This window comes from Paenibacillus puerhi (genome assembly GCF_009846885.1).
Classification (GTDB): Bacteria; Bacillota; Bacilli; order Paenibacillales; family NBRC-103111; genus Paenibacillus_G; species Paenibacillus_G puerhi.
The window spans coordinates 24,454-50,007 of record NZ_WUWM01000019.1; the positions used below are offsets into that span (position 1 = coordinate 24,454).

The window sequence follows — 25,554 nt, forward strand, 5'->3', positions numbered from 1 at the left end:
AGTTTCGTTAAGTTCGTTGAAGTATAGTCGCCCGAACGGCCAAAATGCCGCTTCGTTGGCACGAAGCGGCATCCCGCGTGTTCTTTAGTAAGTTTTGACAAGCGGAAGCTCGAAGCTGGTGGCGAAGCTGGGACTCACCGGATGAACTCGTATGCTGAAGTGGGCGCCATGCCGCAGATGCGAAGGGATGCTCGCCCGGTACATAAACAGCCCTTCGCCAAGCTGCCTCGCAGGCTCCATCGGAACGACAACCTGCTGCCAGCCTCCGGCAGACTCCTCGTAGTACACCAGTTCAACCGCCGTATCCTGATACCAGATCGGACCGAACTGAACGGTCGCCGTGGCTTCCTTAAGCTCTGCAGGGCTTTGTGCCTGCTTGCTGCCCGAGAGGGCATCATTTACTTCAATAACGCGGAGGTGATGCCAGTTGTCGAGCATAAACTTTTTATAATCCGCTACCTTTCTTGCCTCTTCATACGAATTGGAAACAAAGCGCTGCGTCCTGATCAGGGAGGGCACATAAGCATGGGCGGTATAATCCGTTACCATCCTGTCCGTATTGTACACCGGGGCCAGGGTCCGGATCGAACGCTTCATTCTCTCTACCCATTGAGTGGGCAGCGTACCCTGATTGTAATACAAAGGAATGATCTCGTTCTCCAGCAGCCGGTAGATGGATTCGATATTTTGACGCTCTTGAGTTTCCCAGTCGGCATCCGTGTCCGAATCGATGCTCCATCCATTGCTGCCGTCATAGCCCTCCTCCCACCAGCCGTCCAGCACGCTAAAATTAATGACGCCGTTCATGGCGGCCTTCTGTCCGCTCGTTCCGCTGGCTTCGTAGGGACGCCGCGGGTTATTGAGCCATATATCCACACCCTGCAAGAGCGCACGCGCCAAATTCATATCGTAATTTTCAAGTAGTATCACTTTTCCCTTGAACCGATCCAGCTGGGAAATTTTATGAATTTCGCGTATCATCGCCTGCCCGGGACGGTCGGCCGGATGAGCTTTGCCTGCGAATACAAACTGAACGGGCCGTTCGGGATCGTTGACCAGTCTGTCGAGCCGCGACAGATCGCTGAAGATGAGATTTGCCCGTTTGTAGGTAGCAAAGCGTCTGGCAAAACCGATCGTCAAGGTATGCTTCGATAAGCAGCTGCGGGCGCTCTCTATCTGCTCTTCAGGAAGCCCGTTACGGCGACGCTGCTCGGCCAGGTTGGTCCGTGCCAGACGAATCATCGTTTCCTTGAGCTCCTCATGCACCTTCCATAACGATTCGTTCGGAATCAGCTCAACCGCCTTCCATACATCCCGATTGGTTTGACGCTGATTCCATTTGCCCGGAAGAAACCGGTCGAAGAGCTCTTTGAGCTGCGGGGCGAGCCAGGTGTTGAGATGGACGCCATTGGTGATGTGTCCGATCGGGACCTCCCGTGCATCGATATTGCCGTGAAAGCGGCGGAACATCTCACGGGACACGGAGCCATGGAGCTTGCTGACCCCATTGCGGAGGGAGGAAGTATTCAAGGCCAGATAAGTCATATTGAACAGCCGCTTCTGCTCGTCGAATCCAAGGCTGGTCAACGCGTGACGCAAGGCAGGATAGTCGGCGAACAGCTTGGCAAAGTAATAGTCGAACATGTCGAGAGGGAAGGCGTCATGACCTGCCGCTACTGGCGTATGCGTCGTAAAAATCGTACTGGCGCGGACAACCTCGAGCGCGACATGGAAAGGGAGTCCTCTGTCGATCTGCTCCCTCAATCGTTCGAATGACAGGAAGGCTGCATGTCCTTCATTGATATGATAGGCGCCGGTGGGGATATTCAGCGCCCGCAGCGCCCGCACGCCCCCTACCCCGAGCAAAATCTCCTGTGCGATGCGGACGTCCTGCGTGCCCCCGTACAGCTGCGCGGTCAGCTCGCGGTCCCAAGGACTGTTTGCCTCCAGATCCGCATCGAGCAGCAGGACCCGGATACGTCCGATCTGGGCCTGCCAAACCTTCAGATGGACGGTTCGTTCTCCCACCGCTACCGTGACATGCAGCTCTTCGGCTGCAGGGACGGCAGGGGTGTCTGGCGCGGGTGCGTCTGCATCAGTGGACTGTACGCTTGCTTGCGCAGCTGTAGCCGTAGCCGTTACAGGTCGAATCGGCAGCTTTCCGAAGTCATAGACGACATGTTCGGCCAGTTGATGGCCCTGAGCATCCAGCTTCTGATTGAAGTAGCCCTTCTTGTATAACAAGCCGACTCCAATCAAGGGAACGCCGAGGTCGCTGGCGGATTTGCAGTGATCGCCGGCAAGGACGCCTAGTCCGCCCGAATAGATGGGCAAGGATTCATGGAAGCCAAATTCCGCGGAAAAGTAAGCAATGGCCTGCCCGGTATGCTGGGGGTAATGCTGGACAAACCAGGCCGGGGCATTCATATAGTCGTCAAACTGCTTGAACAAGGCGTCATATCGCTTCAGGAACGACTCGTCGGCTGCAAGTCTTTCCCATGTATCCGCGGACACCTCGGTTAACAGCTGAACGGGATTGTGGCGAGACAAGTGCCACAGCTCGGCATCGATATCGGCGAACAGCGCTTTGGCGCCATCATTCCAACTGAACCATAGATTGTAGGCAAGCTCAGGAAGTCTTGCAAGAGCGGCAGGCAGTTGAACGGATGATGCCGGGAACAACGTGGACATGGAGTCACCTCAAGTTAAAGATTTGGTAAAGACGATTTCTCCGGGGCCGTTTTCTGTTAGTATTTTATGAACGAAGGCGGTTCATGCACAGGCGAAGAAAGTAACAGCAAGCGGATAGCAGAAGAAGCACGGCAAGCATGCCGGCCAGAAGCCGGAATGATTGCGGCATCGTGTGCTGAACCCAGGCAGCGACTGGCCGCGTCATGTCGATCGCCTGCCAGGAGGCTGGGGAGTTTACCCCGAAGCGGGTGGCCAGAGGTTCCCACAGCAGGAATACAAGTACAGAGGCGAGCAGCCCGTGGATAAACCGTGCGACGGCAAAAGGAGCGTATCGAAGCGTGGTATGATGCAGCACGCTGACGATCTGGGCATGCACGGACATACCGCCCCAGGATAGTACCCATGCCGCAGCCGCTACCTGATACACGAGCGGAATGCCTGTAGTGCCGCCGGCTGCCTTCGCGCCGAGGGTTACCTCGAAGAAGCCGTTTACGACGGCGGGAGCGAGGACGACGGGCATGTTTACGCTATGCAGAAGCGTCTGTACGCCCGCATAAATATAGGCTAGCGTCCCTGCTGATGACATCACCTCCATAAGGACTGAGAAAAATACGACGAGTCCGCCGATAACAAATGACATCTGAAGCCCCGAGGAGAGTGCTTGGGTTGTTATAACGCCAAGCGGTCTTCCGTCCTGCAGGCGGGCTTGATGCATGGCCTCGAACGCTTGTTTCCATAGTCCGGCACGGCGAAGAGGACTGCCGTTTTCCCGGAGCTGCTGCCAGTCATTACCCGCGGAACGCTTGCCGTGAAACCGCATCAGCAAGCCGACGGCCAGGGCTGCTCCATAATGAGCGGCAGCAAGAATGCCGGCTAACGCTGCGTTGTGGAAAAAGCCTACGGCGACAGCGCCGATCAGGAAGATAGGATCGGAGGAAGTGGTGAAGGCGACCAGGCGCTCGCCCTCTTCACGGGTCACGAGCCGCTGCTCGTACAGCTGGGCGGTCATTCTGGCCCCCACCGGATAACCCGAAGCGAACCCCAAGGCCATGACAAAGCCGCCGATTCCCGGTACACGGAACACCGGGCGCATCATCGGATCAAGCAGCATGCCGAAAAAATGAACGATTCCGATCCCCAGCATCAGCTCCGATATAACGAAGAACGGGAACAAGGCGGGAAACAGCACATCCCACCAGATCGCTATACCCTTTACTGAGGCATGGAGCGACGCTTCGGGATATACCAGAATCAGGCAGGCCAGCACAGCCGCTGCCAGTGCGGCCGCCAGCAGCGAGGGGTTTGCGGTTCGCACCCGGATCACTTCCTTTCCATAAAAAAAGCCTGTCTCTCTGGTATATGACGGCCCGCTCGGAGACATGCTTGTACAAGGAGCCGCAGGGGCAGCCAAAAATATTGGGAAGGCTTACAAAAGTGCTGAAAGTTTGGTCGTTTTATGGTACAATGGCACTAATATGAGAATGGGAGTGATCCTTATGATGGGTGTTGTTGCTGGAATTCTCGTATGCGCATTCGTTTATGTCATAAGGGAAAATCTGATGACCTCAGGTGAAGAAGACGTATAGCTGAAGCGGAGCGAGAAGGCAATCATACTCCGCGGAGATTGGGGATCGGTCACGATGCTAAGGCTTATGCGTTAGCATCTTTTTTGTTAAGGAGCTGAGTGGCGATGTCAGAGGAAGCGAAGGACCACCAGAAGACTTTCTATGAAGCTCTAGGCGGAGCGGAAGGCATCCGCCGCCTTGTAGAAAGCTTCTATCCCAAGGTGCAGGCACATCCGCTCTTGGGACCGCTGTTTCCAGCGGATATTACGCCTGTCATGGATAAGCAGTACATGTTTTTAAGCCAGTTCTTCGGTGGCCCGGCCTTGTTCTCGGAGCACCATGGCCATCCGATGATGCGGGCCAGGCATCTGCCGTTCCCGATCACGGAGGAGCGGGCCAAGGCGTGGCTTGGATGCATGGCTCAGGCTCTGGAAGAGGTCGGTTTGGAGCGCAGTTTGCAGCTGGCCGCATTGGAACGTCTGAAGGGTCCGGCATATCATTTTATCAACAGCTAGGGATTCATTAGCAGAAGGAAGGTACGCGTGGTAGAACCGTTATTTCAGGCCAAGGTGAAGTGTCCGCAGTGCGAAGGCGAATTTAAATCCTCCCGGGTCCGGCCGAGCTTCAAAAAACCGGTGAAATCGGACACGGATTTTTGTCTGCATTACAAGGATGTAAACCCGGATTATTACGTGGTCCGGATTTGCCCGTCCTGCGGCTTCGCTGGCACGGAGAACTCGAAGGATAAACTGACTCCTCCCCAGATGAAGATATTTCAGGAGAAGATCGGAGCCCAGTGGACGTATAAGGATTTCGGTGGAGAGCGTCGCTGGGAGGACGCGTTGTACGCCTACAAGCTGGCGCTTGTTTGTGCGCAGACGGTCAATGAAAAGGCAAGGCTGACAGCCGGCCTGCTGCATCAGATCGCCTGGCTGTACAGAAGCAAAGGGGACGCGGAACAGGAAATGCGGTTCCTTCAGTATGCGCTGGAGGAATACATACGCGCCTTTGAGACGGAAGCCGGCGAGATGAACAATGCCAGGCTGATGTACCTGATCGGGGAGCTTCATCGGCGGCTGAGCCAGTTCAACGAAGCGGTCAAATGGTTTTCCCGCGTGGTCAATGACAAAAGCATTATGGATGCGGGGATGATCCGGGCATGCCGCGAGCAGTGGCAGGCCGTTCGAGAAGAAATGGAGGAGCGGAAGCTCCAGTTAAGCGAGGACGCTTCGAATATCTAGGGCGGACTTGCTTGACGACAAAAAAATGCTTAAAGCGGCTCGCCTGACGAGCAGCGCTTTAAGCATTTTTTGTTGCAGTCCGTGCCCGTCTACCTGGCGCTGCGGCGCAGCGGCCGGTTCGCAAGCAGATAATCCGCATCTGCCTCTACGAGCGTCAATCTGTTGCGGCAGCAAGGAAGAACGAGCAGCTTCTTGACGCCGTCCTTAAGCTCGTCCAGCTCCCGTTGACCCAGCGGCAGCAGGATATGCTCCTGCGAACAGAAGGGGCAGCCTGGAATGTAGAGATCTTGGCCGACGCGGTCATAAGGCCAGGTATGCTCGAAAGGAATCATGGCTCGTTACTCCGATCCCGGCTTGCCGGGCGCAGGGTCCGCTTCTGAAGGCTCGCCTTCCGGCTTGGCCTGTGCAAGCTCTGCCAGCTTCTGCAGCAGGATATGCTGGGGCATGTGCATCAGATGCTCCAGGGGCACATTTAATTGCTTGGCCAGCTTCTGTGCGGTTTCCGGTGAAATTTGCAAGGGTCTCATCGTTTTCACTCCCCATCCGGTATGATTTCATTTAACCACAACCCGTACCCGGCTTTCAACCGATTAGCGTACAATCGTATTTGGGGATAAGCTCCGACTATGGTTTAATGGAAGGAGAGTTCAGCTAGGGTTCCATCTTACAACGGGTTCTTCATGACTAAGGATAGAAGGGTGCGATGTTTCCAATGCAAAGTCCATTGCCTCAAACATGGGATCTGGACAAGTTTTTCCCGGGCGGAAGCCGGTCGGAATCGTTCGGGAAGTATCTGGTCCAGCTGGAAGAAGATTTGAAGGAGCTGCACGCCCGGCTCAGAGAGCTCAAGGCTCCACAGACGGCAGGCGAGGCGGATACGCTGCTGCCTGTGATCGATTTGCTGCAGAGGGTCGTGCTTTCTTTGCGGGAGGCAGCCTCCTTCACCGGATGCTTGGCGGCGGAGAATCAACATGATAAGGCGGCCGTTATGCTGGGAGGCAGGGTGAAGGCGATCGAAGCGGACTATGCGACAGCTCTGACGCTGTTCGACGATTTGCTGACACGCGTCGGTAAGGAAGCTTGGGCGGCACTGCTGGCGAATCCCGAGGTAGCGGACATTACTTATCCTCTGGAGGAACGGCGGGCTTTGGCTGCCGATAAGCTGCCGCCTGAGCAGGAAGCGCTGATTAATGATCTGGCCATCGACGGGTATCATGGCTGGGGAGAGCTATACAATACGACGGTGAGCAAGCTCCGGATCTCCTATGAGGAGAAGGACGGCACTGTCAAAGAGCTGTCGGCGGGCCAGGCGGCGAACCGGATGCACAGTCCGGATCGGGAGGTGCGGCAGAAGCTGTTCCGTCTGTGGGAAGAGAAGTGGGCGGAGCATGCCGACTATTGCGCGGATGCGCTCAATCACCTCGCCGGTTTTCGGCTGAAGCTGTATGAGCGCCGGGGCTGGCAGGAGCTGCATAAGGAGCCGCTTGCGATCAACCGGATGTCCCAAGAGACGCTGGACGCGATGTGGAGTGTGATTGAAGGCGGCAAGGATAGCTTCTTGCGCTATCTGGAACGTAAGGCCAAGCTGCTCGGTGTTCCGAAGCTGAACTGGTACGATGTAGAGGCTCCTGTCGGTGAAGGAAGTCTGACATTCAGCTATGACCAGGGGGCGGCGCTCATCGTCGAGCAGTTCCGCCGATTCAGTCCGAAGATGGCGGACTTTGCCGTCATGGCGTTTGAGAACCGATGGATCGAGGCGGAGGATCGCGACGGCAAGCGACCCGGAGGCTTCTGCACGTCGTTTCCGGCCAGCGAGGAAACGCGAATTTTTATGACCTATGCCGGCACGGCCTCCAATGTGGCCACGCTGGCGCATGAGCTGGGTCATGGCTATCATCAGCATGTGATGAACGATCTCCCCGCTCTCGCTCAGGACTATGCGATGAACGTGGCGGAGACGGCTTCCACCTTCGCCGAGATGGTAATGGCCGATGCAGCAGTGAAGGCAGCTGCAAGTGAAGCGGAGCGGCTGACCCTGCTGGAGGATAAAATCCAGCGCTCGGTGGCCTTCTACATGAATATCCATGCTCGTTTCCTGTTCGAAACCGAGTTTTACGAGGAACGCCGACAGGGCCTCGTCGGCACCGAACGGCTCAATGAACTTATGCTAAGCGCGCAGAAGCGGGCATTCCGCGATGCGCTGGGCGAATACCATCCGCATTTTTGGGCGTCCAAGCTGCATTTTTACATTACGGAGGTTCCGTTCTACAATTTCCCTTACACGTTCGGCTATATGTTCAGTACAGGGTTATACGCGGAGGCGCTGCAGAGGGGCGAGGCGTTCGAGGAGCAGTATATTGCCCTGCTTCGGGATACGGGACGCATGACCGTTGAGGAACTGGCCGAGAAGCATCTGGGCGTAGACCTGCGCAAGCCGGATTTCTGGCAGCGGGCGCTTGATCTGTCCGTCGCCGATGTGGAGGAGTTTTTGCGCTTAACCTAGGCGGACGGTCTGAGCTATCACATACTAACCCCCAAGAGCTAGCTTGCATAGTCTTGGGGGTGTTTCCTTTGGGTTCGGGGCAGCCTTTTTACAGCTTGAAAATACTCATGGTCTGTTGAAGCTGAGTAACCAGCCGCGTCATATTCTCCGATTGGGACACGATCGCCTGTACAGCGGCAATCTGCTCACCCATGGAAGCGGACACTTCCTGAGTACCGGCTGCGGACTGCTCGGTGATAGCGGAGATGTTTTCCATGGTTGCGGATATGTGCTGCGCGCTGGAGAGCATCTGCTCGCTTTCCCGGGCGAAGGTAGAGATCTGCTCGGTGATGAAGGATACGCTGCTGACGATCTCGGCGAATACAGCTTCCGTCTCCGCGATCAACCTGGTTTGTTCCTGTACAACCTCCTCGTTCTGGGTCATAGAAGCGAGCGCCTGCTTGATGCCCTCCTCTATACTGAGGACCAGATTGAATACTTCTCGGGTCGAAGTCGTCGATTCCTCCGCCAGCTTCCGGACTTCCTGAGCTACGACGGCGAAGCCCTTGCCATGCTCTCCTGCGCGCGCCGCTTCAATGGAGGCGTTCAGAGAAAGCAGATTCGTCTGCTCGGCAATATCCGAGATGGAGCGGGTGATCGTGGAGATGCCATTGGTAAGCTCAGCAAGAGAGTGGATCGTTTGTGACACATTGGCGGTCGCTTCGACGTTTTTGCGGACGCCGTCGCTTTGCGTTTCCACGGATCGCAGCCCTTTGTTCACAAGTGACAACATCTGGCCCGAACGGGAGTTCATCTCTCGGGTGGAATCCGTATAGTTGGCCACCATCTGCTCGATATCCTTGGTTGCGGCGGAGACTCCGCTGATTTCCTCGGAGATCTGGTTAGCGCCTGCGGCCAATTCATTGGCGGCGGTAGCGGCATCCTCAAGCACGGCCTTCATGGTCTCGTTTTTGTTATAGATGTCCCGGCTGGAGTCCGATACTTGGCGGGAAGCCTTCCCGGTCTCGGTCAAAATTTCGCGAAGCTTCTCGGTCATCCGGTTGAAGGAATTGGCCAGCTCGCCTAGAGCGTCATTGGACTGGATCGCAATCTTTGCAGTGAAATCTCCTTTGGATATGCTAAGTGCCGCTCGCGACATATCGCTGATCGGTTCTGTAAGCGCTCTCTCAAGGAAGCTTACAAAGGGGAAGCTCAAGCCGATCATCGCTGCCAGGAAGACGAGGCCCAGTACCATGCCCGATTCGGCTCGCAAAATAAAGATCAGCAGGGCAATGGAATAAAGGGCAACAATCGAGTAGCAGCCGATCTGCAGCTTGGATTTGAACGATAATCCGGAAAACCAGTTCATACCTAACGACCCCTTCAAAGATGATATAGGATTAACGACTCATTGTTCGGTCTTGGTCCTGTGGGTAATTATACCACTGAATGGAAGTTTTGGTCTATATGCTTAGGAAAATAGATGTAATTTTGAAAATAGAAAAAAGTGCCGAAAAAAGTTAATTCTTGTTGAATTATTGTAATCGTTGTCTTATAATGGGTCTGCAGACCTGTAATACATAATATTCCATATTATTAAAATGAAAGGAGCTATGCTATGATTCTGGAGCAACTTCCGTTGGCCAGACAATTGGATCTCGTATTTCGCGAATTGAAGGAGGAGCTTACTTCTTTGACTTCGGGAACGGTTTTCGTGCAGATCCGCAACAACATGGTGGGGAAATTTGGTATTCGCGCTTTTCCGCTGGAAAGTAAGGGGACGGAGGTCAAGAAAGCGGAGAGCGGCTTGTCGGAGAGCCATCAATTATCCTTCCGGCAAACGGCATTGGAGTCGTTAAAGCTGAAGAAATGGTCGCATGGAGAGATTCAGTTCGAATTTGCCATGCGAAAGGATTTACTTTGCACGTCGGTAACCTTCGAATCCAATTATAACATGGCAAATTTGCTTAGTTCCCCTAGAAATAAACCTCGGGACTGGTAGAAGATTCAGCTCTCATCATTTATTTATTTTATTCGATAACGCACGAGGGCCACTGCTTCTTAGGCGGAGGCGCTGAAGAGAAGTTCTTTTGATACAGGAAAGGTACAGCTGCTCAAAACAATGAGGAGGCCGTGCCTTTTTCTTATTCACAATGGAACTCTGATCCTGAAGGAAAGCCGCGGATAGGAAGTTAGGGCCGGCATGTATATGAACGTCAATGAAGAGGGAGACTGTCGAAGCGGCAGCCTTCCCTTCTTTCGCTTCTTGGAATTTTACGAATTGACCTCAGCAAGCTGCAAGCATATAATGGAGATAACATATGAACGTATACTCATGTATTGCTTTCTTGGGGGAGGAATTGCCTTGGAATCAGCTGAACATACGGTGAAGCGTGAACTGCTGCTAGAGGGTTTGGATTGTACCAATTGTGCGGCCAAAATTGAAAAGGGAGTCGCCCAAGTGGAAGGCGTGGTCTCTTGCTCGGTTAATTTTGTAACTCAAATCTTAACGTTCCAGGCTCGAAAAGGACAGGAGGATACGATCACTACCGAGGTGACGAACACAGTGAATCGCCTGGAGCCTCATATCCGCGTCCAAGCGAGGAATCAGCGGCTGCCGTCCGGTATAAGCGCATCTTCAGGCGCCCGCCTGCGGAAGCGGGCGAGCGGTGCTCAGGCGGGACATTCGCAGGAAAGCGAGAAGCTCGCCCAACGGCACGCTCATGACGATGAGACGGATCGTACCCGGGGGAACGCGGAGCATGCGCAGGAACGCGAAGCGCATTCCCAAGAGGATCTTAACGGGCACGCGCATGAGCATGAGGATGAGAACCAGGGACATTCCCACTCGCATGGCACGGGCCAGGTAGGAAGAATGGCGGTTCGCCTGGCAGCCGGGGCTGTGCTTTGCGGAACGGCTGTGCTGGCTTCGTTGCCGGGATGGCTGGAGCTGGCCCTGTTCCTGGCCGCCTATGTGGTGATCGGCGGGGATATTGTGCTGCAGGCGCTCAAAAACATAGGCCGCGGTCAACTATTTGATGAGTATTTTCTAATGACGGTCGCGACGCTTGGCGCTTTTGCCATCCAGGAATACCCGGAGGGCGTTGCGGTGATGTTCTTCTATCAGGTGGGGGAGATGTTCCAGAGCATGGCCGTCAACCGTTCCCGCAAGTCGATCAGCTCGCTGATGGATATCAGGCCCGACTATGCCAATCTCCAGGATGGAGCCGGCACCCGCCGGGTGGCGCCGGAGGATGTGCGCATCGGGGATCTGATCGTGGTCAAGCCGGGTGAGAAGATTCCCTTGGACGGCAAGGTCATCAGCGGCCGGTCAACGGTCGATACTTCGGCTCTGACAGGGGAGTCGGCCCCAAGAGAAGTCGAAGCCGACAGTGTCGTGCTGAGCGGCTTTATGAATAAAAACGGTGTGCTTACTGTGGAGGTAGCCAAGGAATTCGGAGAGTCGACGGTCTCGAAAATTTTGGAGCTTGTCGAGCATGCGAGCAATAAGAAGGCGCCGACGGAGCATTTTGTGACGAAATTTGCACGTTACTATACGCCTGTCGTTGTCGGTATTGCGCTTCTGCTTGCCCTGGTGCCTCCGCTTGTGATCAGCGGCGCTGCTTTTTCGGAGTGGGTTTACCGGGCGCTTATCTTTCTGGTGATTTCTTGTCCATGCGCGCTGGTGATTTCGATTCCTCTTGGTTTCTTCGGAGGGATTGGCGCCGCTTCGAAAGCCGGCGTCCTCGTGAAGGGCGGCAATTATCTGGAAGCTTTGAACGACGTGAAATACGTAGTGTTCGACAAGACCGGAACATTGACGAAAGGCGCTTTTGCCGTCACCGCGATAATTCCTGCGGGAGAACGGACCCAGGATGAGCTTCTCGAGGTTGCTGCTTACGCGGAGCTGTATTCTACCCATCCTATCGCAGAATCGATCCGTTCAGCTTATGGAAAGACCATCGAGGAGGAGCGGCTGCAGGGGTATGATGAAATCCCGGGTCATGGTATTCAGGTCAAGATTCAAGGAAGGGATGTCCTGGCCGGGAATGCGAAGCTGATGAGTAGAGCCGGTATCCGCTTCGCCCCGCCTGAGGACGCAGGCACCCTTGTTCATCTGGCTGTCGATGGAGCATATGCGGGATATCTCGTTATTTCTGATGAGGTCAAGGACGATTCGGAAGAGGCCATTCGTTTATTGAAGCAGTTAGGTATCAAGAAAACGGTCATGCTGACCGGCGATTCCCATGCCGTCGCGGAGGCCGTGCGCAAGCAGCTAGACATGGATGAGGCTTACGCGGAGCTGCTGCCTCAGGACAAAGTGGCACAGCTTGAACAATTGGAGCTTCATAAGCGGGCTAAAGAAAAAATATTGTTTGTTGGTGACGGCATCAATGATACGCCGGTACTGGCGAGAGCCGATGTCGGCGTTGCCATGGGAGGACTTGGCTCGGATGCAGCTATCGAAGCGGCGGATATCGTCATTATGACTGACGAACCGTCCAAGCTGCCCACAGCGATCTATATAGCTAAGCGGACTCGCCGCATTGTTTGGCAAAATATCGGCTTTGCGCTGGGGGTCAAAGCTATATTCCTGCTGCTTGGCGCTATGGGGTTGGCTACGATGTGGGAGGCTGTTTTTTCGGATGTGGGCGTTACCCTGCTTGCCGTGTTGAATGCTATGCGTGTTCTGCGGCTCCGCGCTTTTGCGTGAGGAGGCAGACAGGGACAAATAGCGCGCCTATCGTTTATACTAAAAATAGATGGCTCAGGAAAAGGCGGCTCCGTGGTGGAGCCGCCCCTAAGTATTCGTGGTGAAGCATTATCGGGAGAATTTGCCGGCCAGTTGCTGCTCGGCGATTTGAACGAGGCGGCGAGTGATATGACCACCGATCGCTCCCGTATCACGGGTAGCCATGAAGCCATAGTAACCGTCTTGCGGAATTTGAATGCCCAGTTCTTGAGCAACTTCGTACTTCAGCTGGTCCAAAGCCTGGGAAGCTTGCGGCACGACCAGGGCGTTGCTGCTGCGGGATTGTCCTGCACCCATTGATATCACCTCCGTTCTGATAGGTAGTATGCAACATTCGCAGACTTCTAAACGGTCATAAAATTGGTAAATCTGTCCACCCGGAGTAATGAAGGGATGAAACGGAAATGTCTTTTACTTTAAGTTATCGCAACTGGTCGTTTGACGCCGATCTGCAAATCGTGCATGCCGATGTCCGACTCGATATCGACGGTGAGACCGTCATTGATGAGCCGCTTTGCATCGATGTCGGTCTCCCGGCTCTGCTGCAAAGTGCGCTGGGGGATGTATGCCCCGACCGGTGGGCCGGCGTTCAGGCTTGGGACAAGGTCCCCTTCTTTATATGCGGCTGCGGAGATCCGGAATGCCGAGGCTTCTCGTTCATCGTCGGCCATCTCACCGACAGGCCGCTGCTGGAGCTGGTGGAGGTAGAGGAGCGGCAAGGAGCAGAGCCTCGCACGCTGGCGCGGTATGTAGTAGACCGCGCCGCGTATGCGCGTCAGATCATGACTATCGGCGAAGCCTTTCTCGCCTTCGTGAAGCCGTTGAACTATAAGCCTCTTTATGAGGATACCTTAGCTACCGTACGCAGGCTGATGAACGAGCTGTCCGAGAAATACCCGGCTTGAGCGGGGCTATCTCGGATGACCTTCCAACCTGCCTTAGTTCCCTCGGACTCGGTGGGCAGCCCATGAAACTATTTCCCTGTCCGTTACGTACATCCTAGAAAGTGAAGTCGGGAAAGGGAGGGAGAAAGATGGAAGCACGTACTGTCTATTTTCGCGATAACTTCTTGTCAAGCGGTGAAACCGAGATTTGGGATGAAGAGGAACGGCAGATCGGCAGCTTGGACCTACACACCATGTTTCAGGCCGGGGTGACGGTCCGGAGTTTGACGGAGCTAGCTTCGTACAGTGGCAAATTTCGCTTCTTCTCGAATAAGTGGATGGTTTATAGCGGGGGCGATCAAGAAATCGGTATGCTTAGGCCGAGGCTCTCCTTCTTGTCGAAGCGGTACGAGTACGATAGCTCGAGATATGGCCTCTTTACTATCGAAGCCGGAGCTTTTTCCCGGGAATATACGGTAACTTCCAGTGACGGACAAACAGCGGCCGAATTCCGCCGGGTGAGTGGGATGTTCGCTTCGGCTGCGTTCGAGCTGAGCAATTATTCGGCTCTATCGATGCAGGAGCTGATTGTCGTGGTGATGGGGGTTCATGCTATCCAGAAGCGGCAGCAGTCGGCAGCTTCGAATTAGTCAGCTGTGCTCCCCCGCAAAACCTAAAGCATCCTCTCCGCTCAGGCGCCAGGGAGGATGCTTTAGGTTTGTTAAGACGATATGTGCCTGCCTGCACGGTCGGCTTACGAGCCGAAGTTCATGTTCGGATACACATAAGGCGTTTTGGCAGGCTCGGCTCTGACGACTTTTTCGACCTTAAGCACCATAATTTCCGCCTCGTTGAATGTTGTCTTTTCGATTTTACCCGTAACGGTGACCCACCCGTCGGTTTCGAGCGTTTTGGCTCTGTCGTATTCGGCCAGCACGCCGAATGGAGCGGCATCCGCCGAGCAGCACTGGATCGAGAAGCGGCCGATGACGAATTGCCGGTCATTCATCTCCTCCTGCCGATAGACGAAGCCGGTCAGCTCCAGCTTCCTGCCGACGAAGCGGTCGAGATAAAGGTCGATGGACGTAAGAGTCTCCATGAAAAATTGTTCCGATACCTGGATCGTATCGTTTTGGTAAAGGACCTTCGCATAATCGGCGTACTGCTTGGTGAATTTGTCTGAAGGGAACAGATCGTCGAGCGGGTCGGGCCTTCCGGCCTTCTTCGCTCCTATGCTGCCATCCGTTCCATCCGCACCGGAGGAGCCGGTTTCGCCGGGGGTATGGCCGGGCTCGCTCTCCGAGGACGTGATCGGGACCTCTTTCTTAACCGAGCTGGCGCTGCTTAGATTCATTCCCTTCTTGGCTGCCAGACTGCTGCCAAGCGTTGAGTCCGGCAGCATGAAGCCGAGCAGCAGGGGAAGAATAAACAAGCCGTAGACCACGGTATTCTTCAGAACGGACCTGGAAGGGGCATGATCATGCCCGCAGCCGCAGTCGGGCTCGTGCTTGGCCCGCAGCATTTTGACAGCCAGATACGCCTGATAGGCGGCCACCGCATAGAGACCGAGCGCCGACCATTTGACATAATCGATCATACGGGGGGCTATGTACAGAAGGATCCGATCGGTTTGCACCAGATAAGCGATGTACCCGGCAAAGCCGAACAGAATGAGTGCCTTGATGGCATGATGAAAGCTTAGAACGCGTGGATTCATGGGATTCACCTCATAGAAAGACGATTCGTTCGAACAGTAAAGAGCCGAGCAGCGTGACAATAAGGACAAGAACAGCCAGCAGGACAACGAATTTGACCCGGAAAGCGGACAGGAGCATCAGGGTGCTTTTCATATCCAGCATTGGGCCGAATACAAGAAAGGTAAGCAGCGATCCGGCTGAAAAGGTAGTGGCGAAGGATGAGGCGACAAAGGCATCCGACGTGGAGCAGAGCGACAGAACGTAAGCAAAGCCCATCATGAACAGATGAGAGCTGACGGTACCTTCCCCGATGGCGACCAGGCTGTCCCTAGACATGAAGGTCTGGATCAAGGCTGTCAGCAGCGCGCCGAAAATTAAATATTTGCCCATGTCAAAAAATTCATCGGATGCATGGCTCAATACGCTCAGCGACTTCCCTCCCCATCCGCCACTATCCTTGTCACTTTGGCTGTGGGAGTGACTGTGATGAGCATGCCCGGCTTCGGGATGGTGATGGTGGTGATGGCTCTCGTGGGAGTGACTATGAGCATGATGGTCGTCCTTTCGAGGACGCAGCGGGTTCGACCTGACGAAACGATAGACGAGTAAGCCGACTGCGGCAGCCACGAAGAAGGCAAGCGCCATACGGGAATAGGCAATCTCCGGTCGGGTGCGGAAGGCCATGAAAGTCGAAGCGTAGACGACGGGATTGATGATCGGGCCCGCCAGAATGAATACGACGGCGACATAGATGGGCATACCCTTAAGTATAAGACGCCGGATAACCGGAATCATGCCGCATTCGCACAAAGGAAAAATAATGCCGAGCAGGCAGGCGAAGAGCACGCCAAGCACCGGGTTCTTGGGAATCCAGCGCCGCACGGCCTGCTCCGATACGAACATCTGCAGCAGGGCCGAGACGATGACGCCAAGCAGAACGAAGGGCAGCGCCTCCAGCACGATACTGATGAACATCGTCTTGAAGTTTTGTACGGTGTCCGCGCTGGCCCATGACAGGTCGGGCTGCTGTTTTTGCGTGAAGATAAGAAAAAGCATCAGAACGCACAGGACGGCTAGAATATTGGTCAACCAGCGTTGGACAGTTGTGGACACGATTCCATTTCTCCTTCTATAAACGTAATTATTATTATAACTTATGCATAGAAGGTTGACTATAGGACAAGTTTTTTGGGCCGGCTAGGATATTGACATTCCGATATCTGTTCGGTACAATGTCTTAACTAAGCAATGACGGGAATAAGTAGGCGAGCAGCGTGTCTGGGCAGAGAGCCGGTGGGTGGTGCGAACCGGCAGACCGCTATCGACTGAATGGATCCCTGAGCTGAAGGTTGAACGGCCGCCTCCCGGGCCCGGGGATGGATGAATATCCGTCGATCACGCGCGCCAGTATGCCTCTCCGGCTGACTCCCCGTTACAGGAGCATGAAGGCTTGCAGGTTCGGTCTGGCTTCGTTAACAATTGAAGCAAGAGTCGGCATGCAGGCGAATTAGGGTGGTACCACGGTCTCTCGTCCCTTGCGGGGAGAGGCCTTTTTTGTTTTTGTCTGGCGAATAGGTCCTATTGAGGAATAGGCAGGCAAGTCTGAGAGAGTCATCCGTCCAAATCATTACAGGAGGTAGTTACGATATGACGAAGCTAAGAGTATTATCGGGCATGCAGCCTAGCGGGCAGCCGACCCTGGGCAACTACATCGGAGCTATGCGCAATTACGTCAAGCTTCAGCACACGCATGATTGTTACTTCATGGTCGTGGATCTCCATGCGATTACCGTGCCGCAAGATCCCGGCGCCCTCAAGGAACAGACGGAGTCGGTAGCGGCGCTGTATCTCGCAGCGGGCATCGATCCAAGCCAAGCTACGATCTTCCTGCAGTCGTCGGTAAGCGGGCATGCCGAGCTTGGATGGCTGTTAACTACGCTCACCTATATGGGCGAGCTGGAGCGCATGACTCAGTTTAAGGATAAGTCGGAGGGCAAAGAGTCGGTAGGAGTCGGTTTATTCACCTATCCTTCGCTGATGGCCGCCGATATATTGCTATACAATGCCGACCTCGTTCCGGTTGGCGATGACCAGAAGCAGCATCTGGAGCTGACGCGGGATTTGGCTCACCGCTTCAATGGCCGCTTCGGCGATACGTTCAAAATCCCTCAGGGGTACATCCCGGAAGTGGGAGCTCGCATTATGTCGCTGGACGATGCGTCCAAAAAGATGAGCAAAAGCAATCCGAATGCAGGCAGCTATATCGCCATGCTGGATGCTCCCGACGTTATCCGCAAGAAAATTAGCCGGGCTGTGACCGATTCGGGACGCGAAGTGAAATTCGATCCGGTGAATAAGCCGGAGGTCAGCAACCTGCTCAGCATCTATTCGGCGGTTACGGATCAATCGGTCGAAGAGATCGAGGCCATGTATGCCGGGCAAGGCTACGGCCCGTTCAAAAAAGGACTCGCCGAAGCGGTGGTCGCTCTGCTGGAGCCGCTGCAGCAGAAGTACAAGGATATTCGCGAGTCGGGCGACCTTCAGCGGATTCTCCGCGAAGGCAGGGAGAAGGCAAGCGAACAGGCCGAGCGTACGCTCGGAGAAGTTAAGTCGAAGATGGGCTATGTTATTCTCTGAACGGCCCTTCATCTCCATGACAAAGAGCTCATTCCGGGCGTATCCTGCTTCGGAATGAGCTCTTTGTCTTGCAGCTTGGGTGTCAGTTTTCGCCCGGCTTGGCTTCCTGCTCCCGTTTTCTTCGTTGTCTGGCCTTGACAATGAAGCCCGAACCGATGAAGAAAAGGGAGACGATGGCGGCAAGCACGGCCATCCAGGGCCTGCCGGCCGCCATGAAGAAGCTGATAGCGGCAAGTAAAGCCGTGCCGAGCACGGCATATAGGAGTGCGAGCGGTTTGTTCATAGCGGTTAGGTAGCTCCTTATTTTTATAAAGGATGTTCAAAAAATCGTCATTTGATGAAGCCATCCATACGTATTTTGAACTCGCTTATAACATTTGAAACTGAAAACTTTTTTTCAAAAGTGCGTATAGTTTGGCGCCCCCGGCACATAATAAGCTTGCAAGCTTGCAAATACATCAAAGACATTATCCAATCGAAAGGAGTGCTGAACATGGGTGCAGGTCAATCCCGCAGCAGCAACGCTCTGGTAGTCCCACAAGCTTCTCAGGCATTGGATCAATTGAAGTATGAGGTTGCTCAAGAGCTGGGCATTCAAATTCCTCAAGACGGTTACTACGGTTATATGGCGACTCGTGACACTGGAGCAATCGGTGGTCACATTACTCGTCGCCTGGTGCAAATCGCCGAGCAAGCGATCGCTGGACAACAGTCCCGCTAATCGTTTGACCGGTCTTGCGGCAAAGCTCAGGGAGTTCGCTCCCTGGGCTTTTTCCTGTGAATTCGGCAGGGACCGCAGCAAAAGGCGGGCGCGAACGTCTCGCGCCGCACCTGTCCGCCTTTGCCGGCATAGCCCCGGGCTGCCGATTGCGATCCTATCGATCCAAGCCTCAGTTCAAGTCCACGCGAAGCTTTTTTTCCAGCTTCGAATCATTCATCCATCCGACATAAGAGTCGAGGGTCTCATACGATTTGTCCATCCTCAGTACGGCCACGAACGGATATTGCTTACGGTGACGGTAGCGCACATCGGCCCAACGAACCTCATAGCCCCACGGGTGTTCCTTCATCTCCGCACAAGCGAAAGAGGTAAAATACAGGAAGGAAGCAACGTTAGGATGCGATTTGGAGGCTTCGACCGCCGGGTGCTCATCACAGCGCACGTGATCGATCCATTGAATCCGGCCGCTCTTAAGCTCGCCCAGGCGGTAGGAACCGTCCTGCTTGAGCTTCACAATCTGCCAATTGTACAGATGAACCGTCGGTATAAGCGTGTATCGCTCTCCCGGGACGTGCTCGGGGTCCTGCAGATACAGCCTGGACTCCAGCCGGTAGTGGACCCAGGTGCGCCATACGTAATAGACCGCGATCACGCTGTACAGAACCGGGAAGATGAGCTGCGGAGGCAACGCGTGTACCGCCCAGAGAAAGACGGCGAGTACATGAGACAGAAAGATGAAAGGGTCGAAAATGTGAATGATGTTCCACGACACCCAGCGTTCCGAGAATGGGCGGACCGCTTGTGTCCCGTACGTGTTGAACAAATCGGTGAAAACGTGAAAGGCTACGGCGATAAACACCCACATCGTAACGTGCAGCATCGGCAAGCCGTCGAATATGAGGCCGAGCATGCCGGAAATGAGCGCGGTCCAAAGGAGCAGCGCAGGCAAAGAATGGGACTTTCCGCGATGGTTCTTGATATAGACGGCGTTGTTCTTTAGTCGGAGCAGCGTATCTGCATCGGGCGCCTGAGAACCGGCGACGGTCCCGATCAGGACAGCCGTGGCTACGGCGGGGTCTGAAGCAACGACAGGATCGATATAAGCGAGTCCCGCCAAGCCCAGCCCGATGACGAGATGGGTTCCGGTATCCATGGACTTACCTCCTGGTCAAGCATATTTCTGCCAATCGTTATTTGCAGTCCATTACTAGTAGTGTATCATTTTCTTGAACAAAATAAAGCTTCATTAGAAACAAAATGCGCTAAAGGAGTGAAAAGAATGTGTATCGTGTTCGCTGAGTATCGGATAGACGCTAACAGTCGTACTGATTATTTGACATGGGCGGCCCTTTTGAAACAGGAATATGAAAATCTGGAGATTTACGAGGGAACGGAGCAGCCGAATTTGTTCGTGGAGATTTGGAGCGGTTTGAGCGATGAAGCGTACGGAGAACTGAAAGCGGCCAGGATCGGCGAGTACGAAGCAGCGGGGAGCGAACAGTCTCCGGGAGGGTGGCGGACGATGGAGCGCTGGGTAGTCGGAGGCCGGGCTAAGATCCATATGTGGCAATTCAAAACAATATGACTGTCCACGTGTGGGGTTACCCTTCACCTGCCATTGACGACATCGTATTCGGAATGAAACGGGTTGGTGCCGAAGGCGATCCCTTCGCCAGCGTCTTTCGGGCTTGTCCAACCCGGCCTTCTGTCTTCCTCTGGGGGGCTTGTCAGCTTATGTACGTAGGTGTAGGCCCCTAACCTTCTTGTAGACGGTCAGGGGCCTTGGCGGCAGACGGCTCAAGCACCCGTCTGCTGGCAGGATTCGGCTCGGAGGACGACCCTACTAGGGAAGGGACGGTTTTGGAGTTCGCCGGCATGCAGGGAAGCCGGTACTTTCAGTATGTGAGGGGCTTACCGGCCGGTTATTGCTGCCGCTCCGTATGGATACGCGTACTGAAGTTCCTCATCGAACGTGATGTAGTCCAGGTTGACCATCAGGAGCAAGATCCTCATGCCTGTCTGGGGATCGCTGATGATGATGTGGTCGCGACCCGCTGCTTCCAGGCGGCCCTTGAAAATTTTGGCATTCCATTGCGAATTGTTTTCGTACGTCATGTAAAGGGTTGCCACTTTGCCCAGATTCAACCGCAGAATGTTCTCGATGAACGATTGTTCGATCGGGAGCATGCCTGGAGTCGTCGTACCGGCCGGACCGGAAGGGCCCGCAGGCGGATTCATGACGGCGCCGAAGGGCGTCATGGGGGAGCCGCCGGGAAATGGCGGGGGGGTCGGACCGGCTAAACCCATACCGGCTTGGCCCTGCGAATAAACGGGGTGCCCGAACGGGGCGGCATTCGATTTGAAATGCTGATTGTACATGGCTCTTTAAAACCTCCTTCTCAAGATGAAACTTAAAGCTCGTCGTGGGATGGGCGTTTGCACACCATTTATTGTATGACGCCTATGGGCGATTATTGACGGGTGCAGGTTGATTTTTTTGATAAGCGTCAAAGCGAAGCAAAAACACGCAGGCCAGGCGGCCTGCGTGTTTTTGGCAATTATGGTATAGGTTAAAAGTTGAAGTTGTCCGGGTTGGAGCCGAAGCGTTTATTCGCATTCAGCTGGTCCAATCGCGCCAGATCCTCGTCCGACAGGGAGAAGTCGAAGATGTCGGCGTTCTCCTGAATGCGTGAAGCTGTGACGGACTTCGGAATGACGACGACTCCTTGCTGCAGGTCCCACCGGAGAATGATCTGCGCCGGGGATTTACCATACTTGGCCGCCAGTTCCGTAAGCAGCGGGAGATCGAGATTACCTTGCATCAGAGGGCTCCAGGCTTCCAGCTGAATCTGGTGGGAGCGGCAATATTCGCGCAGTTCGCGCTGCTGAAGCAGCGGGTGAAGCTCGACTTGATCGACGGTGGGAACAACGCCGCTGTCCTCGATGATATCTTGCAGATGGTGGGCATGGAAGTTACTCACGCCAATGGCGCGCACATAGCCTTCCTTCTGCAGCTTGATCAAGGCTTTCCACGTTTCTTTATACTTATCTTTAACAGGCCAATGGATCAGGTAGAGATCGATGGTATCGACCAGCAGCTTCTTGCGGCTTTCCTCAAAAGCGAGGAGAGTCTGCTCAAAGCCTTGATCTCCATTCCAGACCTTCGTTGTAAGGAAGATTTCGTCCCGCGGGATGCCGCTTTGCCGAATGGCCTCGCCTACGCCCGCTTCGTTGCCATAGATGGCGGCCGTATCGATCGAACGGTAACCGGCCTTTAAAGCCTCCGTTACCGCATGAATAACCTCATCTCCGTCCTTGGTCTTCCAGACGCCGAGTCCAAGCCATGGCATGTTAACGCCATTGTGAAGCTTTACCGTATCCCGGATGTGTGCAATGGATGTCATGGATAGCTTGCTCCCTTCTCAATATCGGTAATTGCTAAGTTTAGACTGCCTTATTTATGATAACACAACAGAGGAATTCTTCCAAAAGGAGGGCAAAGCCTGAGGAGAGGACAGACTTTGTGCTGGCTGCGGCTAGTTGGATGAGAGCAGATCCCGCTTAGCTCCCTGAGCTTTTCGTCCTCCCGCAGGAAGCTCGAGGGGTTTCGACAATATTTTGAACTCTGGCGCCTGTTTGTTGTCAAACGATCTTGGGGTTGATATGATAAAGAAGCATGGAATGCAAGTGAAGAACATCACAAGCTTGGCGCAGATGATTTTCACACAAGGAGGTTCTCGAGGTGAAGGAACAGGCTGGCCTGGAGCTGCACACGGAAGCGGCCGCTGCGGCGGAAACGACGGTAAGCTCGACGGCAAGTTTTAAAGACTTTTATCAGTTGACCAAGCCCGGTATTATTTTTTCTAACTCTCTTACCGCCCTCGGCGGATTCTGGGTGGCGTCCGGATGGGAGATTAGCTGGCTGAAGCTGATCTTTACCCTGCTCGGTACGGCGCTCGTTATGGCTTCGGGAACGGTATTGAATAATTATTTGGACCGCGACATGGATGCGAAGATGGAGCGTACGAAGGATCGGGCGCTTGTCAGCGGTATCATCTCTCCCCAGACGGTGCTGTGGTACGGGATCGCTCTTGGAATAGCCGGTCTTTCGGTGCTGTGGTTTTTGGTGCAAAGTCCGCTGGCTACCTTGCTGGGACTGATCGGGCTTTTTGCGTATGTATGGATCTATACCGCATGGTTCAAGCGCACCTCGGTTTGGAGTACGTTCGTGGGCAGCTTCTCGGGAGCGATGCCGCCCGTCATCGGTTATTGTGCCGTGACCCAGAATTTTGATATGGGCGCTGTTATTTTATTTCTTATTTTATTCTTATGGCAGCCGCCTCACTTCTGGGCATTGGGCATCCGCCGGATGGAGGAATACCGGGCTGCCGGCTTCCCGCTGCTGCCGGTCGTACGGGGCACTTACGTCACGAAGATGGCGATGGTCCGCTATGTCGTCCTGATCGTTCCGGTTTCCCTGCTGCTTTACGTCTATGATTATGTAGGCGAGCTTTATTTCTTCGCTGCGGTGGCGATGGGCCTGTACTGGGCATTTGTCTGTCTCAAGGGCTTTAAAGCCGAGGATGAGATGAAGTGGGCTAAGCGCATGTTCATTATTTCGGTGAATTACTTGACCCTGCTCTTTATTATCATGATGATCAGTACGACCTGATCCAAGCCGAGCGTAGGCTAAAGAAGATAGGGAAGATAAGGTCATCATCTTATAAACCCCGGTGCGCCCAGGCGCCCCGGGATTTATTTATGAATGAAAACGATGAAGGGGGATCGTGATGCCTAACAAAGCGTTCAAAACCATAGTTACGGTACTGCTTGTCGGTTTGATTGGCGCATTTGGCTACATGCTGTGGCAGGGCCAGTCGCAAGGCGAGAAGATGGGTGTTCTTCAAAAAGCGCCGGACTTCAAATTGCAAAATCTCGATGGCAAGGAGGTCACGCTGGCAGATACGGCAGGCAAGGCAAAGCTTGTTTATTTCTTTTTCTCCACTTGTCCCGATGTTTGTCCGCCGTCGACCTACACCTTGTCCAAAATTCAAAACGAATTGATCAAAGAGGGCGTATTCGGCACCAAGACAGCGCTGATGTCCATAACGTTCGATCCGACCAAGGATACGACAGAAAGACTGAAGGAGTTCTCAAGCCGCTATAATCCGGATTATAAGAACTGGTATTTCCTGAGGGGCGACGAGAAGGAAACCGTCGAGCTTGCGCGCAAATTCGGGGTGCTGGTCGAGAAGGATACGAAGAATGATTCGTGGACGCATTCCAACCTGTTCCTGCTCGTAGACGGCAAGGGTGATTTGCGAACTTATTACAGTGCGCACGACGAAAATCTGGATGTGCAGAAGGTTGCAGCCGATCTTATCAAAATCAGCAAGGAAAAATAATGCGGGCGCGGCTGCCGACTCCAAGGATGGCCGCGCTTACAGAAGACGGAGGCTTAACCCGTCATGGGCGTGTTCTCTCATATCCTGCTAAATAATGTGATTCCCTTAACCGTTATGATTGCGCTCGGCGTTATCCTGTACCGTGCGTTTCAGCTCGATATCCGAACGTTGTCGAAGCTGAATTTTTATTTGTTTTCCCCGGCAGTCGTGTTCAAGATGCTCTATGAGTCAACGCTTTCACTAGCCGTATTGGGCCAGACGCTATTGTTCTTCGTGGTGTTCTTTATAGCCATGTTTATCCTGATGGAAATCGTTATCCGCCTGCGCAGATACAAGGACGGCATGATACCGGCGATGCGCAATAGCGTGATCTTCTACAACAGCGCGAATTATGCGATTCCGCTGAACCAGCTCGTTTTTGTAGGGGATGCCTTTACGTTGTCGATTCAGATTATCATCATGATGATGCAGAGCCTGCTGCCTAATACATACGGCATCTACTCGGTAAATGCGAAGAAGAATGAGTTCAAAAAAACGATGCGCACGATTTTGTCGATGCCGGTCATTTATGTTATCCCTATCGCATTTCTGCTTAGGTGGCTGGCGGTACCGATCCCCGGCCCGATCTACACGCCTATCAATTATATATCCAATGCCTTTATCGCGACCGCGCTGCTGACCCTTGGCGTCCAGCTGGGCAGTATGAAATGGAGATTAATGTTCTCCGATGTGATGCTGTCGAACGTGCTGCGGCTTTGCGTCGGTCCGGCCGTAGGGTTTGCTATTGTGCTGCTCCTTGGAATCGAAGGAGTGATGGCCCAGGCACTGGTATTGTCTTGTGCAGTGCCAACATCGCTGAGCAGCGTTTTACTTGCGGTCGAATATGACAATGAGCCTGAATTTTCGTCTCAAGTGGTGTTCTCATCTACGATTTTTAGCATATTTACAGTTACGATGGTTATCTATCTCATTCAATTTATCGGCTAACGCCAGTCGTATGTTTCTAAGGATAGCTTCGGAATTATAAGGTCGGGAGGACGGGAGGATAAACGATGTAGTCCTCCAACCCGGCCTTTTCGAGCTGTTGAATCAGATACTCGTCGGGTGTTCCCTCGACGCCCGCATAGCCGCGGCGTGTATAGATTTGCTCAGCGTCAGGAAAAGTATCGCGCAGAATAGCGCGAATTTTTTTGCCGGAAGAATCATTATCGGTGAATAGATAGGTTTCGCGGTCATGGACTGCTTTCTTGATGGACTCCAGTCTGGCCGTATTCAAAGAGCCATAGGTGCAAACAAGCAGAACATCCTCCGTAAGCAGCCGCTTCAACCGGCTTTTGTCGTTTTTTCCTTCGACAATGATGGCTATCTCCATGCAAGATCCCTCGCATTCCGTACGATTATTAGTTGTATCTAGTTGTAGTATATCCCCTTCTGATGTCTAAACCAATCCGGAAGTGCTTGTATTTCCCAGGAAATTG

Annotated in this window: 26 protein-coding genes; 13 read left to right on the plus strand and 13 right to left on the minus strand. The window is 53.9% G+C overall.

The window, feature by feature from the left end; all coding sequences use genetic code 11:
* Window positions 1-84: 84 nt before the first annotated feature.
* Both glgP and ylbJ read right to left on the minus strand, forming a co-directional pair.
* Window positions 85-2,691: an alpha-glucan family phosphorylase gene (glgP, locus tag GSF01_RS17540; RefSeq protein ID WP_159886284.1), complete on the minus strand. Its 2,607-nt coding sequence runs from the start codon at window positions 2,689-2,691 to the stop codon at window positions 85-87.
* Between the two features lie 64 nt (window positions 2,692-2,755).
* The gene (gene ylbJ, locus GSF01_RS17545) at window positions 2,756-4,006 is read right to left on the minus strand and encodes a sporulation integral membrane protein YlbJ (protein WP_235941575.1); all 1,251 of its coding nucleotides are present in this window, start codon (window positions 4,004-4,006) and stop codon (window positions 2,756-2,758) included.
* Window positions 4,007-4,381: 375 nt separating this feature from the next.
* Between ylbJ and GSF01_RS17550 the strand changes: the two genes are divergently transcribed.
* Both GSF01_RS17550 and GSF01_RS17555 read left to right on the plus strand, forming a co-directional pair.
* Window positions 4,382-4,771: a globin domain-containing protein gene (locus GSF01_RS17550; RefSeq protein ID WP_159886288.1), complete on the plus strand. Its 390-nt coding sequence runs from the start codon at window positions 4,382-4,384 to the stop codon at window positions 4,769-4,771.
* A 27-nt stretch (window positions 4,772-4,798) separates the two neighbouring features.
* Window positions 4,799-5,497 (plus strand): DUF2225 domain-containing protein, encoded by a 699-nt coding sequence (locus tag GSF01_RS17555; RefSeq protein ID WP_159886290.1) that lies wholly within the window; start codon window positions 4,799-4,801, stop codon window positions 5,495-5,497.
* A gap of 89 nt (window positions 5,498-5,586) precedes the next feature.
* On the opposite strand, the gene GSF01_RS17560 is transcribed toward GSF01_RS17555, so the two are convergent.
* Both GSF01_RS17560 and GSF01_RS17565 read right to left on the minus strand, forming a co-directional pair.
* Entirely contained in the window at window positions 5,587-5,829 is a 243-nt protein-coding gene (locus GSF01_RS17560; RefSeq protein WP_159886292.1) for a hypothetical protein, read from the minus strand.
* Between the two features lie 6 nt (window positions 5,830-5,835).
* Window positions 5,836-6,024: a YycC family protein gene (locus tag GSF01_RS17565; RefSeq protein WP_159886294.1), complete on the minus strand. Its 189-nt coding sequence runs from the start codon at window positions 6,022-6,024 to the stop codon at window positions 5,836-5,838.
* A gap of 185 nt (window positions 6,025-6,209) precedes the next feature.
* Between GSF01_RS17565 and GSF01_RS17570 the strand changes: the two genes are divergently transcribed.
* Complete coding sequence (locus GSF01_RS17570) at window positions 6,210-8,000, plus strand: M3 family oligoendopeptidase (protein ID WP_159886465.1); 1,791 nt, start codon at window positions 6,210-6,212, stop codon at window positions 7,998-8,000.
* An 88-nt stretch (window positions 8,001-8,088) separates the two neighbouring features.
* Here the strand turns inward: GSF01_RS17570 and GSF01_RS17575 are convergent, their stop codons facing one another.
* Window positions 8,089-9,348, minus strand: a complete 1,260-nt coding sequence (locus tag GSF01_RS17575) for a methyl-accepting chemotaxis protein (protein WP_159886296.1) — start codon at window positions 9,346-9,348, stop codon at window positions 8,089-8,091.
* A gap of 249 nt (window positions 9,349-9,597) precedes the next feature.
* Between GSF01_RS17575 and GSF01_RS17580 the strand changes: the two genes are divergently transcribed.
* Together GSF01_RS17580 and GSF01_RS17585 are read left to right on the plus strand one after the other, a co-directional pair.
* Window positions 9,598-9,981 carry an O-methyltransferase gene (locus GSF01_RS17580; RefSeq protein ID WP_159886298.1) on the plus strand — a complete coding sequence of 128 codons (384 nt, stop codon included), beginning with the start codon at window positions 9,598-9,600 and terminating at the stop codon, window positions 9,979-9,981.
* Between the two features lie 363 nt (window positions 9,982-10,344).
* Window positions 10,345-12,693, plus strand: coding sequence for a heavy metal translocating P-type ATPase (locus GSF01_RS17585; protein WP_235941576.1), 2,349 nt, complete (start codon window positions 10,345-10,347; stop codon window positions 12,691-12,693).
* A gap of 108 nt (window positions 12,694-12,801) precedes the next feature.
* Here GSF01_RS17585 and GSF01_RS17590 read toward each other — a convergent pair whose 3' ends face one another.
* Window positions 12,802-13,029: an alpha/beta-type small acid-soluble spore protein gene (locus GSF01_RS17590; protein WP_072334850.1), complete on the minus strand. Its 228-nt coding sequence runs from the start codon at window positions 13,027-13,029 to the stop codon at window positions 12,802-12,804.
* 107 nt (window positions 13,030-13,136) lie between these two features.
* Between GSF01_RS17590 and GSF01_RS17595 the strand changes: the two genes are divergently transcribed.
* Window positions 13,137-13,637 carry a hypothetical protein gene (locus tag GSF01_RS17595; RefSeq protein ID WP_159886300.1) on the plus strand — a complete coding sequence of 167 codons (501 nt, stop codon included), beginning with the start codon at window positions 13,137-13,139 and terminating at the stop codon, window positions 13,635-13,637.
* A gap of 128 nt (window positions 13,638-13,765) precedes the next feature.
* A complete protein-coding gene (locus GSF01_RS17600; protein WP_159886302.1) occupies window positions 13,766-14,266 on the plus strand; it encodes a hypothetical protein in 501 nt (166 codons plus the stop codon).
* Window positions 14,267-14,370: 104 nt separating this feature from the next.
* On the opposite strand, the gene GSF01_RS17605 is transcribed toward GSF01_RS17600, so the two are convergent.
* Both GSF01_RS17605 and GSF01_RS17610 read right to left on the minus strand, forming a co-directional pair.
* The gene (locus tag GSF01_RS17605) at window positions 14,371-15,333 is read right to left on the minus strand and encodes a TIGR03943 family putative permease subunit (RefSeq protein WP_159886304.1); all 963 of its coding nucleotides are present in this window, start codon (window positions 15,331-15,333) and stop codon (window positions 14,371-14,373) included.
* Window positions 15,334-15,343: 10 nt separating this feature from the next.
* A complete protein-coding gene (locus GSF01_RS17610) occupies window positions 15,344-16,426 on the minus strand; it encodes a permease (protein WP_159886306.1) in 1,083 nt (360 codons plus the stop codon).
* Window positions 16,427-16,960: 534 nt separating this feature from the next.
* Here GSF01_RS17610 and trpS point away from each other — a divergent pair.
* Window positions 16,961-17,950: a tryptophan--tRNA ligase gene (gene trpS, locus GSF01_RS17615; protein ID WP_159886307.1), complete on the plus strand. Its 990-nt coding sequence runs from the start codon at window positions 16,961-16,963 to the stop codon at window positions 17,948-17,950.
* Between the two features lie 82 nt (window positions 17,951-18,032).
* On the opposite strand, the gene GSF01_RS17620 is transcribed toward trpS, so the two are convergent.
* Window positions 18,033-18,233 (minus strand): DUF5325 family protein, encoded by a 201-nt coding sequence (locus GSF01_RS17620; RefSeq protein WP_159886308.1) that lies wholly within the window; start codon window positions 18,231-18,233, stop codon window positions 18,033-18,035.
* Between the two features lie 210 nt (window positions 18,234-18,443).
* Between GSF01_RS17620 and GSF01_RS17625 the strand changes: the two genes are divergently transcribed.
* Window positions 18,444-18,671, plus strand: a complete 228-nt coding sequence (locus GSF01_RS17625) for an alpha/beta-type small acid-soluble spore protein (protein ID WP_159886309.1) — start codon at window positions 18,444-18,446, stop codon at window positions 18,669-18,671.
* Window positions 18,672-18,840: 169 nt separating this feature from the next.
* Here the strand turns inward: GSF01_RS17625 and GSF01_RS17630 are convergent, their stop codons facing one another.
* On the minus strand, window positions 18,841-19,824 hold the full coding sequence (locus GSF01_RS17630; RefSeq protein ID WP_159886310.1) for a metal-dependent hydrolase: 984 nt from the start codon (window positions 19,822-19,824) through the stop codon (window positions 18,841-18,843).
* A 198-nt stretch (window positions 19,825-20,022) separates the two neighbouring features.
* On the opposite strand from GSF01_RS17630, the gene GSF01_RS17635 reads away from it, so the two are divergent.
* On the plus strand, window positions 20,023-20,256 hold the full coding sequence (locus tag GSF01_RS17635) for a hypothetical protein (protein ID WP_159886311.1): 234 nt from the start codon (window positions 20,023-20,025) through the stop codon (window positions 20,254-20,256).
* A gap of 326 nt (window positions 20,257-20,582) precedes the next feature.
* Here the strand turns inward: GSF01_RS17635 and gerQ are convergent, their stop codons facing one another.
* Window positions 20,583-21,050 (minus strand): spore coat protein GerQ, encoded by a 468-nt coding sequence (gene gerQ / locus GSF01_RS17640; protein ID WP_159886312.1) that lies wholly within the window; start codon window positions 21,048-21,050, stop codon window positions 20,583-20,585.
* 191 nt (window positions 21,051-21,241) lie between these two features.
* A complete protein-coding gene (locus GSF01_RS17645; RefSeq protein ID WP_159886314.1) occupies window positions 21,242-22,075 on the minus strand; it encodes an aldo/keto reductase in 834 nt (277 codons plus the stop codon).
* A gap of 338 nt (window positions 22,076-22,413) precedes the next feature.
* Here GSF01_RS17645 and cyoE point away from each other — a divergent pair, with 338 nt between their 5' ends.
* The 3 genes from cyoE (at window position 22,414) to GSF01_RS17660 (ending at window position 25,063) form a co-directional block, all read left to right on the plus strand.
* On the plus strand, window positions 22,414-23,343 hold the full coding sequence (gene cyoE, locus GSF01_RS17650) for a heme o synthase (RefSeq protein WP_159886316.1): 930 nt from the start codon (window positions 22,414-22,416) through the stop codon (window positions 23,341-23,343).
* A 118-nt stretch (window positions 23,344-23,461) separates the two neighbouring features.
* Window positions 23,462-24,076, plus strand: a complete 615-nt coding sequence (locus tag GSF01_RS17655; RefSeq protein ID WP_159886318.1) for an SCO family protein — start codon at window positions 23,462-23,464, stop codon at window positions 24,074-24,076.
* A 63-nt stretch (window positions 24,077-24,139) separates the two neighbouring features.
* A complete protein-coding gene (locus tag GSF01_RS17660) occupies window positions 24,140-25,063 on the plus strand; it encodes an AEC family transporter (protein ID WP_159886320.1) in 924 nt (307 codons plus the stop codon).
* A 34-nt stretch (window positions 25,064-25,097) separates the two neighbouring features.
* Here GSF01_RS17660 and GSF01_RS17665 read toward each other — a convergent pair whose 3' ends face one another.
* Window positions 25,098-25,448 carry a toprim domain-containing protein gene (locus GSF01_RS17665; RefSeq protein WP_159886322.1) on the minus strand — a complete coding sequence of 117 codons (351 nt, stop codon included), beginning with the start codon at window positions 25,446-25,448 and terminating at the stop codon, window positions 25,098-25,100.
* Between the last annotated feature and the right edge of the window lie 106 nt (window positions 25,449-25,554).

Excerpts from the sequence above, each read along its gene's own strand:
- glgP (WP_159886284.1), bottom strand. The coding sequence starts at position 2,691 with ATGTCCACGTTGTTCCCGGCATCATCCGTTCAACTGCCTGCCGCTCTT.
- GSF01_RS17550 (WP_159886288.1), top strand. The coding sequence starts at position 4,382 with ATGTCAGAGGAAGCGAAGGACCACCAGAAGACTTTCTATGAAGCTCTA.
- GSF01_RS17560 (WP_159886292.1), bottom strand. The coding sequence starts at position 5,829 with ATGATTCCTTTCGAGCATACCTGGCCTTATGACCGCGTCGGCCAAGAT.
- GSF01_RS17565 (WP_159886294.1), bottom strand. The coding sequence starts at position 6,024 with ATGAGACCCTTGCAAATTTCACCGGAAACCGCACAGAAGCTGGCCAAG.
- GSF01_RS17570 (WP_159886465.1), top strand. The coding sequence starts at position 6,210 with ATGCAAAGTCCATTGCCTCAAACATGGGATCTGGACAAGTTTTTCCCG.
- GSF01_RS17575 (WP_159886296.1), bottom strand. The coding sequence starts at position 9,348 with ATGAACTGGTTTTCCGGATTATCGTTCAAATCCAAGCTGCAGATCGGC.
- GSF01_RS17580 (WP_159886298.1), top strand. The coding sequence starts at position 9,598 with ATGATTCTGGAGCAACTTCCGTTGGCCAGACAATTGGATCTCGTATTT.
- GSF01_RS17590 (WP_072334850.1), bottom strand. The coding sequence starts at position 13,029 with ATGGGTGCAGGACAATCCCGCAGCAGCAACGCCCTGGTCGTGCCGCAA.
- GSF01_RS17595 (WP_159886300.1), top strand. The coding sequence starts at position 13,137 with ATGTCTTTTACTTTAAGTTATCGCAACTGGTCGTTTGACGCCGATCTG.
- GSF01_RS17600 (WP_159886302.1), top strand. The coding sequence starts at position 13,766 with ATGGAAGCACGTACTGTCTATTTTCGCGATAACTTCTTGTCAAGCGGT.
- GSF01_RS17605 (WP_159886304.1), bottom strand. The coding sequence starts at position 15,333 with ATGAATCCACGCGTTCTAAGCTTTCATCATGCCATCAAGGCACTCATT.
- trpS (WP_159886307.1), top strand. The coding sequence starts at position 16,961 with ATGACGAAGCTAAGAGTATTATCGGGCATGCAGCCTAGCGGGCAGCCG.
- GSF01_RS17620 (WP_159886308.1), bottom strand. The coding sequence starts at position 18,233 with ATGAACAAACCGCTCGCACTCCTATATGCCGTGCTCGGCACGGCTTTA.
- GSF01_RS17625 (WP_159886309.1), top strand. The coding sequence starts at position 18,444 with ATGGGTGCAGGTCAATCCCGCAGCAGCAACGCTCTGGTAGTCCCACAA.
- GSF01_RS17630 (WP_159886310.1), bottom strand. The coding sequence starts at position 19,824 with ATGGATACCGGAACCCATCTCGTCATCGGGCTGGGCTTGGCGGGACTC.
- gerQ (WP_159886312.1), bottom strand. The coding sequence starts at position 21,050 with ATGTACAATCAGCATTTCAAATCGAATGCCGCCCCGTTCGGGCACCCC.
- GSF01_RS17645 (WP_159886314.1), bottom strand. The coding sequence starts at position 22,075 with ATGACATCCATTGCACACATCCGGGATACGGTAAAGCTTCACAATGGC.
- GSF01_RS17655 (WP_159886318.1), top strand. The coding sequence starts at position 23,462 with ATGCCTAACAAAGCGTTCAAAACCATAGTTACGGTACTGCTTGTCGGT.
- GSF01_RS17660 (WP_159886320.1), top strand. The coding sequence starts at position 24,140 with ATGGGCGTGTTCTCTCATATCCTGCTAAATAATGTGATTCCCTTAACC.
- GSF01_RS17665 (WP_159886322.1), bottom strand. The coding sequence starts at position 25,448 with ATGGAGATAGCCATCATTGTCGAAGGAAAAAACGACAAAAGCCGGTTG.